We start from the raw sequence: 17,304 nt of genomic DNA, 5'->3' as shown, positions 1-17,304 counted from the left end.
TTTTGTCATAGGCTTCACTAGCATATTCTAGAGGAAAGCTTTCGATTACGGGGCGGACATCGGTTAGCTGCGGAATGGGATTTGAACTAACTTCATCTTTTCCCCTTTAGCCGGAATCTGTATAGCTCTCATCATCTTCAATGTGTCCCACCTCTTAACCATCTGTTTATTTCGGAGACGGCCCTTTCGGCGGACCGAAGCGCGCCTTCCAGATGCCCGCCGAATTGCGAATCCGTCTCTGTTCCAGCGAAAATGATTTTCTTCTCCCATTCCCCATCTACCAACAGCCGTCCGTATGCCGGGTAATTGGTAAGCGGGTAATGATCCTGTTCAACAGCCGTTTCCGAATCCTCCGACCAATCCTTGTATAGAAAATCAACCGCTTGAAGAGCAGCGGGTCCGAACAGCCTTTCCATCTGATTAATGACCAATTGTCCCAACTCATCCTGCCCTAATTCATAGCGAGCTTTGGCAGGAATACCGAAGAAACCGAACAGCGCTCCAGCCCCTGAACCCGGAGAAGCGTCATGGATTTCCTGCAAAGGCCCGACCCGGCTTGATGCGAAACCGGAGAGTCCCGTTTCTCTCCAAAAAGGACGCTCGTAAATAACAACTGCCTTGGCTTGTCCTGCCATCCATGTAGGTTTATTAACAAGATCAGAAGTTAGCTCTGGTGGAAGCAACGGTGAGAATTCAATATGTTGCTCAACTATTCGAGGCGGGAGCGCCAGAATAACCGTGTTAGCCGAAAATTGTTTTCTCCCTCCATCCGCGAGGTCTGCTTCAATCGTTACCAAACCATTCTTATCAAGCCGAAGAGCTGTAACACGAGTTCCCAAGTCGATTGTCCCGGGAGGAATCGTATTGGCTAATGCGTCAATAAGCGATTGTACTCCTCCCGTGAACCGTATCGAACTGGGGTTAGCGTTATCTGGCAGCAAAAAATGCTCTGGCGCTTCGTTGCGTGAGCGTTCCAGTAGAATTGTCCCGCTGGTGTACTGAATAAAGGTTCCCAAGTTCAGTTCGATGGCAAGATCGGCAATCGCGCTCTCATATTGCGGCCAGAACCATGTCGGTCCAAGGTCAAATTTGCCAAGCTCTAGCCGACTTGCAACAGAGTCGCTTAGAACCCTGCCGCCAATCCGGTCTCTAGCCTCTAGCACCTTGCATAAGATGCCATGCTTATGAAGTAAAGACGCAGCACGAAGGCCGCTCAAGCCAGCTCCTACTATTACAACCTGACGGTTCACTTGGTATCCTCCTTTCGGAAGGAGTTTCTTGATCCCCTTCAACAAGATTGCCTCATCATAACACGCGCAAAAAAGCCATACAATATCTTAATTGTATGGCAAACAATATTTTTATGGCGTCAAATCCTGCAGTAAACGTTGAAGAATAACTAATCCTCTCTCTAACTCTTTAAGCGTTTCGGGTGCACAGACAGCTATCCGTACAGCTCGATCAGGGGAACTATTCCCTACTACGAATCGATCGGCTGCATACACTTGTACTCCCTGTTGTGCGGCTAGCCTTTCGAATTCGGCAGCCTGGATCTTGTCGGGTAACAGCAGCCAACGGAAGTTCCCCGTTTCAACTCCCATACACGGATAATTCCCTAAATATCGGTTTACCATTTGGTTTCTGCGAACGGCCTGATTGCGATGGGCTTCAATTATATTTTCGAATTGATTGGATACAATCGTACGCGCTGCCAGTTCTGCAAATAAAGGGGACACGGATACGTTTAAATTGTATAGTGCCCTGGAGATTGACTCTTTGAAGGTACTTGGAACAGCTACATAGGCAAGCCGCAGACCAGGTGCAATCGACTTGGATAAACTAGCGATGTAGATGGCCTGCTCGGGCGCAAAGGATGTGACGGCTTGAATCGGTTCTTTGCACAGGAGACTATAGGACGCATCTTCAATAATGAACTGATTATATTTTTTAGCAACAACTGCAATTCTTTCGCGAATCTCTACCGACATCGTTCTGGCTGTAGGATTATGATAGTCCGGAATTAAGTATATGCCTTTAATATTGTCATTTTTACACGCATACTCAAAGGCAGCCGGACTCATCGCGCCGTTCTCTGACTTTATCGGTACAATTTGAATACTGAGCATCGCTGCAGCTGTTTTTAAGCCGGGATAAGTATGTGGATCTGCGCCAATTCGGTCCCCTGGCTTACATAAACTTGCAAGCGTTGCCGCAATCGCATTTTGACCGCCATTAGCCAATAAAATGTGATCGACTGTTGTTTCGAGACCGCTGCGGCGTATGAATTTTATGGCTGCGTCCTTATGCCAATGGCTTTCGCCTGTACGTCCATAGCCAAACCACTTTTCATAATCCTGCTCTTGCAGCATGCTTCTCAGCTGAAGCAGCAATGGCTCGTATGATGCATTATCGGGCAGAGTAGCTCCCATTTCGATCAAATGTTCCGGTTTGGTGTCTTCAAGCAAATACGCATTCGATAACGCATCATACGATACGAATGTACCGCTGCCAACTGCTGCGCTTAATAAGCCCTTTAACTCGCACATCTTAAATGCTTTCGATATCGTGCTTAAATTTAAGTCCAAGAAATCGGCCAGCTCCCGCTGCGATGGAAGCCGTGTTCCGGGCAATAGTACTCCGGTCATAATATCCTGATGCAATTGCCGTGCGAGTGCTCTGTAAATAGGTTTTTTGGTTTTATCAATCGAAGGCTTCCAGCTCATAGGGTAGTTTTCAAAAGAATTAATCGGCATAATTAATGCATCCTTTTTCATAATGCTAGTTTTAAAAACAAAGTATGCTTTATTATACCTCCGGACTTCTTATTACACTAACCCCATAGATTCTACTTCGATGCCTTCAACAGGTTCCATACTACCATGGCGGTTTCGGCCCGGGTTGCGTTGTTCTGCGGAGAGAACCGGCCATTGCGGTTACCTTGCATAAGACCAAGCTCTACGGCTGCTTGCACCGCCTCTTCCGCCCATGAAGAGATGTCGCTGCGATCGGAGAAGTTCAAATGATTCGAGCCGGTTGTCTGCTTTCCATTCACATGCTCAAGCGCGCGTACAACCATGATGGCCATTTGCTCGCGGGTAATTGGAGCATTCGGTTTAAATTCGCCGTCTGTAACGCCGCTTACGATACCGGATTCGAACGCTGCGGACACGTCGGCAGCATACCAAGCGTTGTCCGCCACATCGTTGAACGGAGAGCTATCCCCTGCTTGCAATCCCAATAACCGGACCAGCAACGCCGCAAACTCTGCGCGTGTTGTTTGACCCGTTGGGCTATAATGCTGTTCATCCACGCCATTTACAATGGCTTTCGCGGAAAGTACTTTCACGGCTCTCTCCGCCCAATGTCCGGATGGAATATCCATAAAGGATTTATTATATTCCATGACGCTATAGACGCCGGGCTTGTCAGTCGTGACGGAAAATTGCTGCTTATCGGCAGCCATTACGCTTCGCACGTATTCCCAGTTGCCATTGGCTTCATTGAAGTAATAGACACCCATCAAGTCCAAATCCGTCATCGTAGAGTTGTAACGAAGTGTCAATTCAATGGCTTTAGGCAAAATACCATCCTTGCCCCCTGAGACAGCTTCAATTTCTAATATATCCCCGGCAAGCTTGAGCTCGCCCGCGCTTCCTATTCCAATTGCGGCCAGTTGCTCCGCACGCTCTCGAGTGACTTTAATAATTGAAGGCTGATTCGTAATCGGCGGCGTTACGACCGGCGGAACGAAAGGATCCTTGATCGTCACCTGGAGCTGCTTAAACGGTTCAACATTGCCGGCATTGTCAACCGAACGGTAAGCAATCTGGTAAGTCCCGGGCTTCTGCAGCAAGACATCCCCGGTGACTTTCAGCCAAGAACCGCCGTTGATCCGGTACTCTGTATGCCTAATTCCCCAACCGACGGCGCCGCCGTCAGAGCTGTCCGCCGCATCGAAGCTGAGGTGCGCTTCACTAATATAAGAATTGTCATCTGCCATATCCCCAGCAACTTTTGCTTGCGTAATCGGCGGTGTCGTGTCCTTCGGCCATATTTCCACATAAGCCGTATAGATGCCGTTTTCGTTTGTTCTGCTCCGCATGTCGCTGGCCAGATTAGATCCTACTTGCTTCAAAGCGAGACTCATTACTTTATCGCCGGCGAACTCCGAGGAAGCCAATGAAGTAATATCGAATTCACGCCATTGATCCGGTCCTGAAAAGGTTTGTTGATTGATCAGGCCGCCGATGGCCGGAGCATTATTGTAAGTGATTTCCGATTCTTTCCATGCATCGTTATCTACACGGAATACCCCGATATCCGATACGGTCCCGGAACCGTCATTGGTCTTCCCGTACAGATGAAGTTTTGCCATGCCCACTTCGCCAACAAACGAGCTCAGGTCAAATTTCAGGAATACTTTGCGATCCGTTTCTCCGCTTCCGTTTCTGATCTGCAAATAATTGACCGCGCTAAAATTCGCAGCTGCCTTGGAACCGCCGTTCACATAAGCGTTCTCCGTTACGTTCAGCTTGGTTTGAATGCCTTCGTCCGGTTTAGGCTCAGTCAGATCGGACGGCTCCGCATTGGGGTCAATTCGTAGCTTTATGGCATGGCTTTTCCCTTTAGAGCCGCTTGTATCAATTTTAAGCTCAATATATGGAGCCATTTGCAAGACCGTTATCGTAGGATCCTTCCGCAGTTCTTCAACCGCGGTGTTAGCGACAGCGATACGAACCGAGGATTGAGTCTGCGTCGGATCGGAGACCGATATTTCAAGCTCATCTCCATCTTTCTTTAACATGACCGATGCAGGGTTTAAAGAACGAACGGATTCGATCAGTCCGGGGCTCCAGAAGTTAATGGCAGTCAAGCCTAACTTTTTCTCTTTAACAGCCTGTATACTATCGGTATTGCTTACGATTTCAACATCCGGATTTTGACTATAGCCGGCAGTTGAAGCCGTATTTTTATTCGGAAGCAGGACATAGGAATAGGATTGGTTCACAGGATTCATGCCCTGATCGATCGCAAGGCTGGCATAATTCCGAGTCAGCTTTTCCGTCGAACCGGCGGTATCGATATCGCTCCACGAACCCGTTCTGGCTTCGCGCAAAGCTTTTATGGTTGAGCCGTCCGGAAAATAATATCCGATATCCGAGCCGGGGACGTTGCCGTCCAGATGCGCCCAATGAACGCCATCCATCGTTTCCGACCAGCCGAGTTCGCTTGGCTTTTCTTCGCCGTCTACCACTAATGCGTTACTGCCGTCTGCGTTTAGCTTGCGGTTCTCGACAATGGTCTCTACCCCGCGATTATCGGTAGCCGAAATTCCTGCGCCTAGCGCAACGATCTCGTCATCGAACATAAACCAAGATTTTTTTCCTTTAAGCGTACTGTTATTGGGATTCAAATCCATACCGGCGGCGCCGTATAGATTGTCTAACGATGAACCGCCTACCCACGTTTTTGAGGTCGTTTTTGCCGACGCGCGAGTCGCGCCATCCGATGTAACGCCAGGGAGCCGGTAAGGATTGACGGTAGCCCAGAATGCATCATGATACTGATTCAAGTCGCTGTCATACAAATAGGTCATGCCCTCTCCCGTATACCAGCCCTTCAGGTTCTCGGTACCCGTCTCGTAATTGGCAATGCGGGCGGACGACATGCTAATGCCGTATACGTAACCAGGGCGGTAATGCACGACGCGATCCATCGCCGAGAACTGCTTGTGCAAAGTTAGATCGCCGATAGGCTGAATGCGTTCGTCTTCCATCACTGATTTCAGCAGAACCGTATCCGCAACTCTCAAACCCTCATAGTAATTAGCTACCGTCGTATCCGCTTCGAACCAATACTTGACCATTGCTCTGAAATACGAAGCTTGCTCCGGTGGAGCGAAGGCTGCGAGACGCAGAATATGCGACCAAGGCACGAGTTGTCTATTGCCTCTTGCAACCGACCGGCCGAAAACCATATCCAGCATCACTTTTCTGAATGTTACCGGCTCGAACGAATCGGTTATCCAGCTAAACACATTTTTTAAATTGGCATCCGTAATAGGCCAAGGCGAATCGGACAACAATGTCATTACCTTCATCATGTCGCCTAGCAGCACAGCTCCGTAGCTGCCGGTATAAGCGATGTTGTTATGCTGTATGAAGGAACCGTCTACGTAGAACCCATCACCGCTTGTCACGTAAGCAAGCACCTGGCTAATCGCATTCCGGCCCTGCATGATTTTGGCTTCATTCTTCTCGTGAATCCCGCGAAGGATGACGATTAAAGCCTTGTCCATGCGATTGGCGCCCGTTTCCGTTACCGTTGGCTGAATGGTTCTCTTGGTCGGATCGGGGCAAAACCGGTCTATCGCTTTTGCATATTCGGAAATTTGATCTTGCGATAAATACTCGTACATCAGAGTCATTGTATCTCCCAGCGCTAATGGAGCGCCGATTTCCCACTCAAACCAATTACCTGCCTCCGTCTTGCTCTCGTTATACCAATTCTCGTAAAGCCAATCCATTGCATCGATAATGTCTGTCTTTAACTGAACATTTCCGTACAAAGGCGAACCCGACGTGGAGAAAGCGACCGCCATATCCCGCAATCGATTGTAAGAGGCAACGATACTGTAACCATTCGCTGAGCTGGCCAGTTGATCATTCCAGAGATAAGTTCGGTCGGGCTGCGTGTTTAACGTATCCCAAAATCCCGTCTGCCCTGCATTGCTTACTTTTTCTGTTATTAGGGTGATCGACTTAGCGATATCAGGGTCATTCTGATCGTACCCCTGCCCGCCCGTCCAATAGGCGAACCATCTAGCCCTTAGCTTGTCGTATTCATCTTGCGTGGCTTCCGATGCGGATACTGTCTGTGCCTCACTGTTGCTTTGCTCTGAATTCTCAAGCAATGAAGTTATTTCGATAGCGCTTTCATAATTTGCCGCTTGTTTAGCCTCGGCGGCTTCCGCTTGTTCGCTGTATGAAGTGACTCCTCCCATCGACGCAAGAGAAGCCACAAGCAGAATATTTACTCCTTTTTTGATCATCTTTATCCTCCTTATTTATCGAATTGCATTTATTGTAAAAATCCTGAGCAAGGTCGTTGTGTAATATTTATTGTTTTTAAGAGAATTATTTTGACATCTATCTCAAGCATCGCTATAAAAAACAACATAAAAAAAGCAGCCGATCGTATTAGATCGACTGCTTTGGAATCCGAATTTAAATCGTTGGCATGACATTGCCGCCGCTAACCGGGATATAAGCCCCCGTAATGAAGCTGGCCAAATCCGAGGCAAGGAATGCGACCGCATTCGCAATCTCCTGGTCGGTGCCGCGTCTCTTGAGCGGAACGTTCTTGACGTAATCGGCGCTTTCATCCAAGCCATTCGCGCGCTCGCGCTCGCTGATTGTCCAGCCTGGAGCGACTTGATTGACCGTAATTTGATGTTCGCCGACTTCCTTCGCGAGCACCCGGTATACGCCATCCATGCCCCTTTTTCCTGCTACATAAGCCGATTGCGTCGGGAAGTTCTGCATCGAACATTCCGTGTTGATGCCGATGAAGCGCCCGGACTTCTTCTCGATCATGGAAGGAATAAAGGCTTTAGCCAGATACACGCTTTGCATGACGCAGGACTCGAATTGGCTCGCATAGTCCTCGGCCGGCTGCTCCAGTACGGAAGTCCATTTGTACTGCACGACCGCATTCGCTACAACGATATCAACATGACCTAGGCTCGATTCGACGGATTGCTTGAGCGCGGCAATGGAATCCTGCTTCGTCACGTCTGCCTTAACAGCAACCGCACGCCTTCCGAGCGCTTCAATCGTGCTTTTTAGTTCAGCTGCCTTGGCTTCGTTGCTATGGTAATGCAAGGCGATATCCGCCCCGCACTCTGCGAGTGAACGTGCGATGACGCGGCCAAGCTCGCCTGTCGCCCCAGTTATCAAGGCTACTTTTCCAGCTAGATCAATCTTCATGTCTCGCTCTCCTTGTCCGTTAACTTGTTCATTCGATAATATAATTCTTTGTCATCGAGCAAATGCCTTCTTCTTTTTAATAAAAGCCCCTTCTTATTACGTATTCGTATTATTCGGCTGAACTTCGACCGTTTCCATCAGCTGCGGGGATAAGGTCAGCTGCAGCTGACGTTCGCCGTTCTTTGTGATTTGCTTTTGAGAGACGACATAACCCTCGCCGCTAACCGTCACTTGAATATCCAGCACCGAAGCAATTCGAAGCGCATCTCGCAATGAAAGGCCAGTCATATCCGGAATTTGGAGCTTGTCCCGTTGCTCGGTGATGAGATAGACCTTCTGCCCAGGATGGACCAACGCACCTGAAGCGGGAATCTGCTGAATAATCGTCTTACCGCTTCCGACGATCTCCGCATTAAGACCACGCGATCTTAACTGGGATTTTGCTTCCGTTACTTTAAGCTTCGCGAGCTCCGGAATAGAAACGGTCACTTCGTTCTTCGCTGTTCCCGCAGTTACCTTGTACTGCGGGGATACGCCCATATGCTTGAGGCTTTTATACACGATATCTTTGAAGGCCGGCGCAGCGACTTTGCCTCCGCCTGCCGTTGGATCATCCGGCTCGTCGACCACGATGTACAATACGATTTTGGGATTCTCAACCGGTGCGTATCCGATAAATGAGACGACGAATTTATTCCGGGAGTATTTGCCGTTAATAACTTTCTCCGCCGTACCCGTCTTGCCCGCCACCCTGTAACCTTCGATAAAAGCGTTATGACCGGTACCAAGATCATGGTCGGATACAACCTGCTCCAAGTACTCGCCTACCTTCTTCGAGGTTTCCTTCGAAATGACATTGGAGCGAACGACCTTTGGTTCCGTCTTTATAGTCGTTTTGGTGTTGGGATCATACACTTGCTTGACGATATGGGGCTGCAGCAACGTACCTCCGTTGGCTACCGCGGCAACGGCCACGACTTGCTGTAGGGCTGTGACCTGTACTTTGCCTTGGCCAAACGACGCACGCGCAATATCCGAAGGGATCGAGAGATTGACGCTAATGGCACCTTTAGCCTCGCCGCCCATATCAATGCCCGTCTTCTGTCCAAAGCCGAACCGGTTAATATAATCGAGAAGCTTCTTACCGCCAAGCTGTTCCCATCCCAGCTTCACGAATGCAACGTTACTGGAACGCTTTAGGCCTTCCAAGTAAGTAATCGGACCCCAGCCGATGTTATTAATGTCGTACACCGGTGCGCCGGGTACATTGATTCTGCCAGACATATATTTAGCATTAGGATCGAAAATCCCTTCTTCTACGGCTGCGGCCAGAGTGACGATCTTAAAAGTAGAACCGGGTTCATACAGCGATTTGATCGCATGATTATACGCATTCTCATAATTTGTATCCCAGTACGTGTTTGGGTTAAAAGCAGGGTAATTGGCCATCGCCAATATTTCCATCGTATTCGGATCGGCGGCTACGGCCGTAATGCTTTTCGGATGATATAAGGTATTTATTCCTCTGAGAGCTTCCTCTACGTAATGCTGAATCTCCACATCAATGGTTAAGGTAAAATCTTGCCCATCTATTGCGGGTTTGTACTCGGCCTCGTTTCCCGCGAGCTGGACGCGTTTCCCGTCTTTTTCGTATTTAATCTGGCCATCTTCCCCGCTTAGCTTATTATTATAATAAGACTCAAGACCTGCCTTGGCTTCCCCTTCTTTAGTTACATAGCCGATTAATTGAGAAGCCATTTCTTGGCTTGGATAATAGCGTTTTTGATCATTAGCCAGAATAATGCCGACATCTTTATTGTTATGCTCTTTTTCCAACTGGTCTCGGAATTCGATGATTTGATCCGCCAGCGACTTGTCTATTCTCCAGCCTTCTTCGTGAATCTCGCGTTGCTGATAGTAATCGCCGTTATCCTTCTGGGCCGTTACGATCTTGGACAATTGGGCTTCAGGCTTACCTAAAATCTTATGGAGACCTTCGACCACTTCATCGGCAATGTTAAGCGAATGGATCACTTCGGGATTCACAGACACGTCGTAGGCGACAGTGTCCATGGCAAGCATGTTGCCGTCCCGGTCGGTAATGGTTCCTCTCTTCGCTTCGATCGTCTCTTCCGCTGCCCATCTGGTTTTCGCAATGTTATACCAGAAGTCTCTGTTTATAACCTGGACCCAATAAATTCGGCCGATTAAGACAACAAAAAGGAGAGTCATTATCCCTCCTAATAATATCGAGCGTTGTTTGATTCGTTTGAACATATGCGCCTTATCCCCCAGCAAAATGACTGTAGTGACTCTCCTAGAATGAGTAGACTCAATTAGTAGACGAGAGTCAATCTAGTTAATTTTACCATAAATGGCACTGTGGTGTCCGTAAGATAGGAATAATAGATATTACCCTGCCGTATCCTTCAGTTGGATATACAACCCTTCCTCCTCCGACCATTCAGCGTAATAGACGGCCTGGATGCGATTAATGCCTTGTTCCTCCAGTTGAGCTTGGAGCCATTCCTCGCTTCGGCCAATTTCCTTAAGCTCGCCGCGCTGCAGCTTCCCCTGCTCGATTAGAATGCGTGGAAGTCCAGCCGCTCGCTCTGGCATCTGAAGCTCTGCTCGAGTCGGAGGCTCTTGGCCCGGCTTCTTCATCACGCTAAGGCTTCCGTTGGGTTCAAATACCGCAAACGCTACTTCGCGAACGGAGAAGATCCCCTGCTCCCTCAGCAGCATGCCGACCTGATGCATATCCAGCCGGTTCCTTTTCATCGCCTTTACGTCAATTTCGCCGCCGCGTATGATGATATCCGGTCTGCCGTTTAACGGTATCGAAAGCGAGGGTATTAGCTGAACGGCCTTTTCCAAGGCTAGCGATAGTACCATCCATAAGGCAAGGGCATATAGGAGCATTGAAAAATGCGCATCGCGGTCATAGACCGTATTTCCCACAAGCTCGCTTAACATAAGCGACGAGACGAAGTCGAACGGCGTAAGCTGGGATATTTCCTTCTTGCCGAGCAGCTTGGTCATAAACCACAGACCAAAGAAACCCGTGACGAGCTTCACCGAGATCATGGCGTAATCCATAGAAAATCACACTCGCATTCTACTAAACGTGAATTTTTAGGATATATACCCTGCTCATGCGATAGTGAAGCACGTTTCCGGAAAATTAAAAAGCCGCGATATACGCGGCAACCGGCGAGCTCTTAATCACGGGGGTTAATTCCTGTAACATCGCTTTCTCTAGGGCATCTGATTGTGGATTCGGATCGGCATTTACATAAGCCCTTGAATAAAGAATCAGGAGACAAACCAAAGGGATAACAACAACTACACGACGAAAGTTCATCTTATTTCTCTCCTAGTCATCAATTACTCAAGTAAAGTATTTCTTAACGTCTGGAAAAGAATACAGAAAACCCCCACCGTCAGGCGAGGGTTTTCTGTATTAGATTCAATTATTTCGCAAAAGCTTCGGCACCGGTTCTGACTGGGGTCAGCGTTACTCCGTCCGCATGGAAGATGGACCCGTCATTTGCGACGTATTTGTATTCGTTCGTATCGGAGCTGAAGAGCTTAAACGTTCCCGTGGAATCTTCGTAGAGCTCTTCTTTCGCCGGGAATCCGGATTCCTGGTCGAGATATACAACGTATTGCATATTAGCCTGCGTATTATCATCGATATAGGATTGATAGCTGTCCATAATCTTATTCAAGGTCTTACCATCCGCAGCTTGCTCGGTGCCGACGGAAGTCCAGTAGCTGGCTTTGTAATTATCTTTTACCCCGCTAAAAGCGAGATTTTTCTGATCCAATTTTTCGAATGCCGATGGATCGTCCGATCTTTTAAGCGTTTTTGCGCTTAACGGGTTGCCGTCTTTATCCCGTTGAATGACGACCAACTCGTTAAAACCGTTGAGATAGTAAGTACTTTGATAACGAAGCAGCTGATGATCGGACGAATATTCCATAAGATCCGATCTGAAATCCTTTGTTTGCGGATCATACCAATGCTCCATGGTAAAGTCTTGGCTGCCGTCTGTTCTGGAATAAGTATCCTTGCTGTATTCGATTGTTCCTTGGGGGATGTCCGAGACGACCGACGAATCAGTTGGCGCCGTCGCCGTAATGACCGTGTTTTTCGGAATAGCGTCGCTGCCGTTTGCCGCGAATGCGGTAATGGTGCCGAAGCTTCCGATGACAAGCGCCGATGCTAGGATCGTACCCGTAATTTTTTTGTTTTTGACTGCTTCAAGAAGTTTCATGTTATTCCCTCCGGATATGTGGTTTTGCGTTTGGAGTGCGCAGCTCCTACTTGCAACTTCAGTATAAAACCGCCATATTTCAAAACTATCGGCAAGTTGTAAATTAGTTGTATGTTCCGGGAAGAATGATTCGGACAACGGTTCCTTCGTTAAGGCGGCTATAAACGTTGAGTTCTCCCTTATGAAGACGAACGATTTCGGAGCAAATCGCAAGCCCTAAACCGGCACCGTGATTCGTATGCGATCGGATTGGATCCCCCTTGAAAAAAGGCTCAAGCACTTTCGCGACATCTTGTTCGGGTATTCCAATACCCTTGTCCTGCACTTCAATGGCATATCGGGAATCTTCCATACGGTACCCGCGGAGAGCGATGCCGCTTCCTGCCTTAGAAGCTTTAATGGAATTGTCAATCAAGTTGGTGACTAGGATTTGAATCAAATCCCTCTCCATGGGAAGAATCATGGGTTCCGCAGTCACCGACAGGTTAATCTCTCCTTTCTCCAGCTGCGGTCTCATGAACTCGGCTGTCTGCTCAAGAACCTGGCCTATTTCCTCTGCGGACATGCGAGGCTGGCGATTCTCTACAAGAATGAGATCCATTAGCTTAAATGCCAAGCTTTCGAGCCTTTTTCCTTCGCCATATATATAATTGAGAGACTTATAAAACACCTCTTCGTTGTAGGTGGTTGCCCTGAGCAAGTCGGCATAGCCGATAATCGAAGTAAGCGGCGTCTTTAACTCATGCGTCAAATAATGGATAAACCGCTCCTTGTTTCTCGCGGACGTCTCTAAGGCGTTTACTTTCTCCTCAATCGCCTCTGCCATCCTATTGAACTGTTCCGACAGCAGGCCAACTTCATCCTTCGATAAGACGTGGACACGATGCGTATACTGGCCTGAAGCGATGGTTTGCGCGGATTTGGTAAGCAAGCGGACGGATCGCGTGAGAAACCAAATTAAGCCGTACAAGCCGGCAGCCAGGATGAGGGTAATGACGATATTAATCTTGATAAAATTCCGGATTTGCGCGTTCTTGTCCTCGTAAATGCCGGTTAAATCCTGAATGTAAGTGAGCTTGAAGTCTTGGCCGCTCAAATAGAGTGCACCCGTGACAAACAAAACGCTCTTGTGGCCAACGCTGCGAATAATATATTTGGCATCCGCCCGATCGTTAACTTCAAGCTCTGGTCTCAGTCCGTCGATGATGTCGGTGTAATTGGTAAACACCGTTTGCCCTGCGCCATCCTTAATCTCCACGGATACTTTGCCCGGATCGTAGGAGCTCAAATATTTCGTTGCGTTACGCTGCAAGAAAACTCCCGCATCGTCCTTGGCAGTATTCAAAAGCTGATTCAAATTGTTAATATACGACCAATTTGCCTCGATCTGATCAGACAAAATATGCTGGTCCGCCAGCCCCCTATCGACTTCTCTCACCAGATTTTGATTGAAATTATGCTTGATGAGGTAATAAGAAGAGGCGTTAAACAGTATCTCGAACAGCAGGAAGGTACACCAGAAAACTTTCAGCCAGAGCTTCATGTGATAACCTCAAGCCGGTAACCGAATTTGTAGACCGTTTTAATGAGGTCCTCCCATCCCAGTTTTTTTCGGATCTTTTGAATATGAATATCTACGGTTCTCGTCTCGCCGCTATATTCATAGTCCCAGACAAGCTCGAGAATTTTTTCGCGGGATAGAGCCTTGTTACGGTTATTAATAAGGAGAAGGAGCAGCTCGTATTCCTTCATGGTCAGTTCGATGATTACGCCTTCTTTCTTGACTATACGCTCCTCCAAATGAATTTCGAGGCCGCCGAAGTTCAAGCGGTCGCTTTTCCTTCCGTAACGGCGAAGGACGGCTTCTATCCTGGCAAGCAGCTCCATTGCCTCGAATGGCTTGACGATATAGTCATCCGCTCCCATTTTTAATCCTTTTACTTTATCGACAAGGGCATTACGGGCCGTCAGAAAAATAACCGGGACTTCCATGCGCTTGAACCGTTCCAACAGCTCATACCCCTCCATATCGGGAAGTGAGATGTCCAGCAGAGCTAGATCCGGAGAGAAATCTGGCAATATGCTCTGAGCTTCTTGTCCGCTATATGCTTGCCGGCAGACATAGCCGGCTAATTCAAGATTCAGCTTGATGAGATCGGAAATTGCTCGGTCATCTTCGATGATGATAATATGCTCCATTCACTACCTCCAAATATTCTTGTCTTCCCTACAATGATAGATGAAAAAGGTATAATAACTTATCTCCAAGTTGTAAATTAGTTGTAATTTTTATTTTAGCATGCGCGAAAAAAGAGCTGTCTTGGTAAATTGTTCCCCTGAAATACGAATCAGATAACAAAAAAAGCCGCTTAATAGCGGCTTTTTCACGTTAGTTAACGTGGTTAAAAACTTTAGTGGCCTTTCTTGCGGATTTGCTTGTCGTGATGCTCTCCCCATTCTTTCGCCTTGGCGGTTGCGATGGAAATCGCGCGGCCTTCGGAATAGCCATCCTTCAGCAGCTCGTTAGCTATATCAATCGCCTTGTTGCGGACTGGAGCCATAAAGTTTTTGAGAGAATCCGGGTAGTCGTCTTTGTTCCAGGGCATGTCCATTCCTCCTTTACTTTGCTAGAGACCCGCTAAAGGTATGGAAGCATTAAAGATCAGTAACCGCTCCTTTAGAAGCTGAGGACACCAGTCGGGCATACTTTACTAATACGCCTGAGCTTACTTTGAGCGGTGGCTGTACCCATGCTTGCGTCCGGGCGGCCAATTCCTCATCTGTCACTTGGAACATGATCTCTTGGGTTTCGCTGTCAATCGTTACGATGTCCCAATTCCTAAGCACCGCAATTGGTCCACCTACTTGAGCTTCCGGAGAAACATGGCCAACTACAAATCCGTGCGAGCCGCCAGAGAATCGTCCATCCGTGAGCAGAGCAACTTCCCCGCCAAGCCCTTTGCCTACAATCAATGCGGTAACGGATAACATCTCCGGCATGCCTGGTCCACCCTTAGGTCCGCAGTATCGAATCACCAATACGTCTCCTTTGCGGATCTCATTCCTCAAGATGGCTTCGGTTGCGTCCTCCTCGCTGTCGTACACTTTTGCCGGTCCGACAAACCTCAGTTTTTTCATGCCTGACATCTTGGCAACGGCCCCTTCCGGAGCCAGATTTCCTTTAAGGACTACCAGTGGCCCGTTTGGCTTCAGCGGATTGTCAAATGGACGAATAACGTCCTGGTCCTGTTGCAGAGGAGCTATGTCGGCTAAATTTTCCGCCAGAGTCTTACCGGTAACGGTTAGGCAATCCCCGTGAAGAAGGCCTTCAGCAAGCAATAACTTCATGACGCCCGGAACTCCGCCAATATCGTTTAAATCCTGCATGGCATATCGGCCGCTTGGCTTCAGGTCTGCCAGATGAGGTACGCGAAGTCTAATCTGCTCAAAATCATCCAAAGTTAGATCAACGCCTACCGAGTGCGCAATGGCGAGCAGATGCAAGAATGCATTGGTTGAGCCTCCCAACGCCATAACGACCGTAATCGCATTCTCGAACGCTTTCCTTGTCATAATGTCTTTCGGATAAATCTCCTGTTCCAGCAGCGAAATAACCTGTTTACCGGCTGCCGCGCATTCCGCAGCTTTGTCTGGAGAAATAGCTGGCGTGGATGAAGAGCCCGGGAGACACATGCCCATTGCTTCCGCCGCTGCAGCCATCGTATTAGCGGTATACATCCCGCCGCAAGAGCCTGGACCCGGACATACGCTGCATTCGACCTTGTGAAGCTGCTCGTCTGTCATCCTTCCGTCATGATATTGGCCAACCGCTTCAAAAGCCGTAACGATATCGACTTTCTTCCCGTCCAAATTACCGGGTTGAATGGTTCCTCCATACACGTAAACGGCCGGGAGATTCATTCGACCGATTGCCATCAGACAGGCTGGAGTGTTTTTGTCGCAACCGCCAATTGCCACTATACCGTCAAACCGTTCGGCGCCGGTTACAATTTCAATGGAATCTGCAATTGCTTCCCTGCTCGGCAGGGAGAACAACATGCCTCCATGTCCCATGGATATACCGTCTGAAACCGTAATCGTATTAAAAATCAGAGGTGCGCCGCCGTGATTGCGAACTCCAAGCTTAGCCTGAGCGGCCAAGTCGTTGATATGCATATTGCACGGAGTGACTTCACTCCAGGTACTGGCTACGCCAATCATCGGCTTCTTGAAATCCTCGTCAGTAAAACCTACGGCGCGCAGCATCGCCCTGTTTGGCACCCGATTGACTCCCTCGCTAATTACCTTGCTGCGGATTCGAAGATCTTTTCCATTTGCCATGTTGCTCGCTCCTATCTCTTAAAGTAACTCATGCAGTTCCTGCATCGGACGAATGAAGTTTTGCTTCATTATGGTATGAGCAAGGTCGCTGTCCTTTTTCTCGAAGGCTGAAATAATCCGTGCATGCTCATCGACCGACGTTTGCGCCGCAGTAACCGGCTGCTTTAAGAACACATATTTAAAGCGCCTAATATGAATCTGAAGGGATGCGCTGAAGGAAGCGATATAAGGATTGTCGGAAAGCTCCACGATTAGATTATGGAACTGTTCATCCGCCTCCATCGCTTGATAAGCTTGACCGCTCTTAATGGAGTTGGCAAAATCCAAATTAATTGCCCTTAGCTGCTCGATTTGATCCGGAACAATAATTTTCGCTGTAATCTCGGCTGCTAAAGCCTGAAGAACGGCCATCGTAGAGTACATTTTGAAGATGTCGCCCTTCTCGATTTCCGTTACTTTTGTTTCTTTTCCCGGATGCGTGGATACAAGCCCTTGTACTTCGAGCAGTTGAAAGGCTTCACGAATCGGCGTACGGCTAACGCCAAGCGACTCCGCCAATTCAGCGTCGATCAGTTTTTCCCCGGGTTGTAACGTACCGTCGATAATCCATCTTTGGATTTGGGAAAAAGCTCTTTCTTTTGCGGACATTCGCACAGGCGATACGAAATTTTGGGGTACGGGCATCTGTTAATCAT

The 17,304-nt window shown here is 48.3% G+C and carries 13 protein-coding genes; all 13 read right to left on the bottom strand.

Going from position 1 to position 17,304, the window contains the following annotated elements:
- Window positions 1-137 precede the first annotated feature (137 nt).
- The 13 genes from PJDR2_RS16150 to PJDR2_RS16090 all read right to left on the bottom strand — a co-directional run bounded on the left by PJDR2_RS16150 (window position 138) and on the right by PJDR2_RS16090 (window position 17,293).
- A complete protein-coding gene (locus PJDR2_RS16150) occupies window positions 138-1,250 on the bottom strand; it encodes a flavin monoamine oxidase family protein (protein WP_015844782.1) in 1,113 nt (370 codons plus the stop codon).
- A 111-nt stretch (window positions 1,251-1,361) separates the two neighbouring features.
- Window positions 1,362-2,753, bottom strand: coding sequence for a PLP-dependent aminotransferase family protein (locus tag PJDR2_RS16145; RefSeq protein ID WP_015844781.1), 1,392 nt, complete (start codon window positions 2,751-2,753; stop codon window positions 1,362-1,364).
- A 92-nt stretch (window positions 2,754-2,845) separates the two neighbouring features.
- On the bottom strand, window positions 2,846-7,051 hold the full coding sequence (locus PJDR2_RS16140) for a polysaccharide lyase family 8 super-sandwich domain-containing protein (protein WP_015844780.1): 4,206 nt from the start codon (window positions 7,049-7,051) through the stop codon (window positions 2,846-2,848).
- A 175-nt stretch (window positions 7,052-7,226) separates the two neighbouring features.
- On the bottom strand, window positions 7,227-7,988 hold the full coding sequence (locus PJDR2_RS16135; RefSeq protein WP_015844779.1) for an SDR family NAD(P)-dependent oxidoreductase: 762 nt from the start codon (window positions 7,986-7,988) through the stop codon (window positions 7,227-7,229).
- Window positions 7,989-8,084: 96 nt separating this feature from the next.
- Window positions 8,085-10,220, bottom strand: coding sequence for a penicillin-binding protein (locus PJDR2_RS16130; protein WP_265525053.1), 2,136 nt, complete (start codon window positions 10,218-10,220; stop codon window positions 8,085-8,087).
- A 180-nt stretch (window positions 10,221-10,400) separates the two neighbouring features.
- Entirely contained in the window at window positions 10,401-11,087 is a 687-nt protein-coding gene (locus PJDR2_RS16125; protein WP_015844777.1) for a YetF domain-containing protein, read from the bottom strand.
- Between the two features lie 85 nt (window positions 11,088-11,172).
- Window positions 11,173-11,352, bottom strand: a complete 180-nt coding sequence (locus PJDR2_RS16120) for a hypothetical protein (protein WP_015844776.1) — start codon at window positions 11,350-11,352, stop codon at window positions 11,173-11,175.
- Between the two features lie 109 nt (window positions 11,353-11,461).
- Window positions 11,462-12,268, bottom strand: a complete 807-nt coding sequence (locus PJDR2_RS16115; RefSeq protein ID WP_015844775.1) for a hypothetical protein — start codon at window positions 12,266-12,268, stop codon at window positions 11,462-11,464.
- Between the two features lie 103 nt (window positions 12,269-12,371).
- On the bottom strand, window positions 12,372-13,811 hold the full coding sequence (locus tag PJDR2_RS16110; protein ID WP_015844774.1) for a sensor histidine kinase: 1,440 nt from the start codon (window positions 13,809-13,811) through the stop codon (window positions 12,372-12,374).
- On the bottom strand, window positions 13,808-14,467 hold the full coding sequence (locus PJDR2_RS16105) for a response regulator transcription factor (protein ID WP_015844773.1): 660 nt from the start codon (window positions 14,465-14,467) through the stop codon (window positions 13,808-13,810). The genes PJDR2_RS16110 and PJDR2_RS16105 overlap by 4 nt, the downstream gene beginning before the upstream one ends.
- A 212-nt stretch (window positions 14,468-14,679) precedes the next feature.
- Window positions 14,680-14,874: a hypothetical protein gene (locus tag PJDR2_RS16100; protein WP_015844772.1), complete on the bottom strand. Its 195-nt coding sequence runs from the start codon at window positions 14,872-14,874 to the stop codon at window positions 14,680-14,682.
- 49 nt (window positions 14,875-14,923) lie between these two features.
- Window positions 14,924-16,609, bottom strand: coding sequence for a dihydroxy-acid dehydratase (gene ilvD / locus PJDR2_RS16095; RefSeq protein ID WP_015844771.1), 1,686 nt, complete (start codon window positions 16,607-16,609; stop codon window positions 14,924-14,926).
- A gap of 18 nt (window positions 16,610-16,627) precedes the next feature.
- Window positions 16,628-17,293 carry a GntR family transcriptional regulator gene (locus PJDR2_RS16090; protein ID WP_015844770.1) on the bottom strand — a complete coding sequence of 222 codons (666 nt, stop codon included), beginning with the start codon at window positions 17,291-17,293 and terminating at the stop codon, window positions 16,628-16,630.
- Window positions 17,294-17,304: the final 11 nt, after the last annotated feature.

The sequence above is a fragment of the Paenibacillus sp. JDR-2 genome (genome assembly GCF_000023585.1).
Classification (GTDB): domain Bacteria; phylum Bacillota; class Bacilli; order Paenibacillales; family Paenibacillaceae; genus Pristimantibacillus.
The sequence above is the reverse complement of the archived record's forward strand: the minus strand, read 5'-3'. Positions and strand labels throughout refer to the sequence as shown.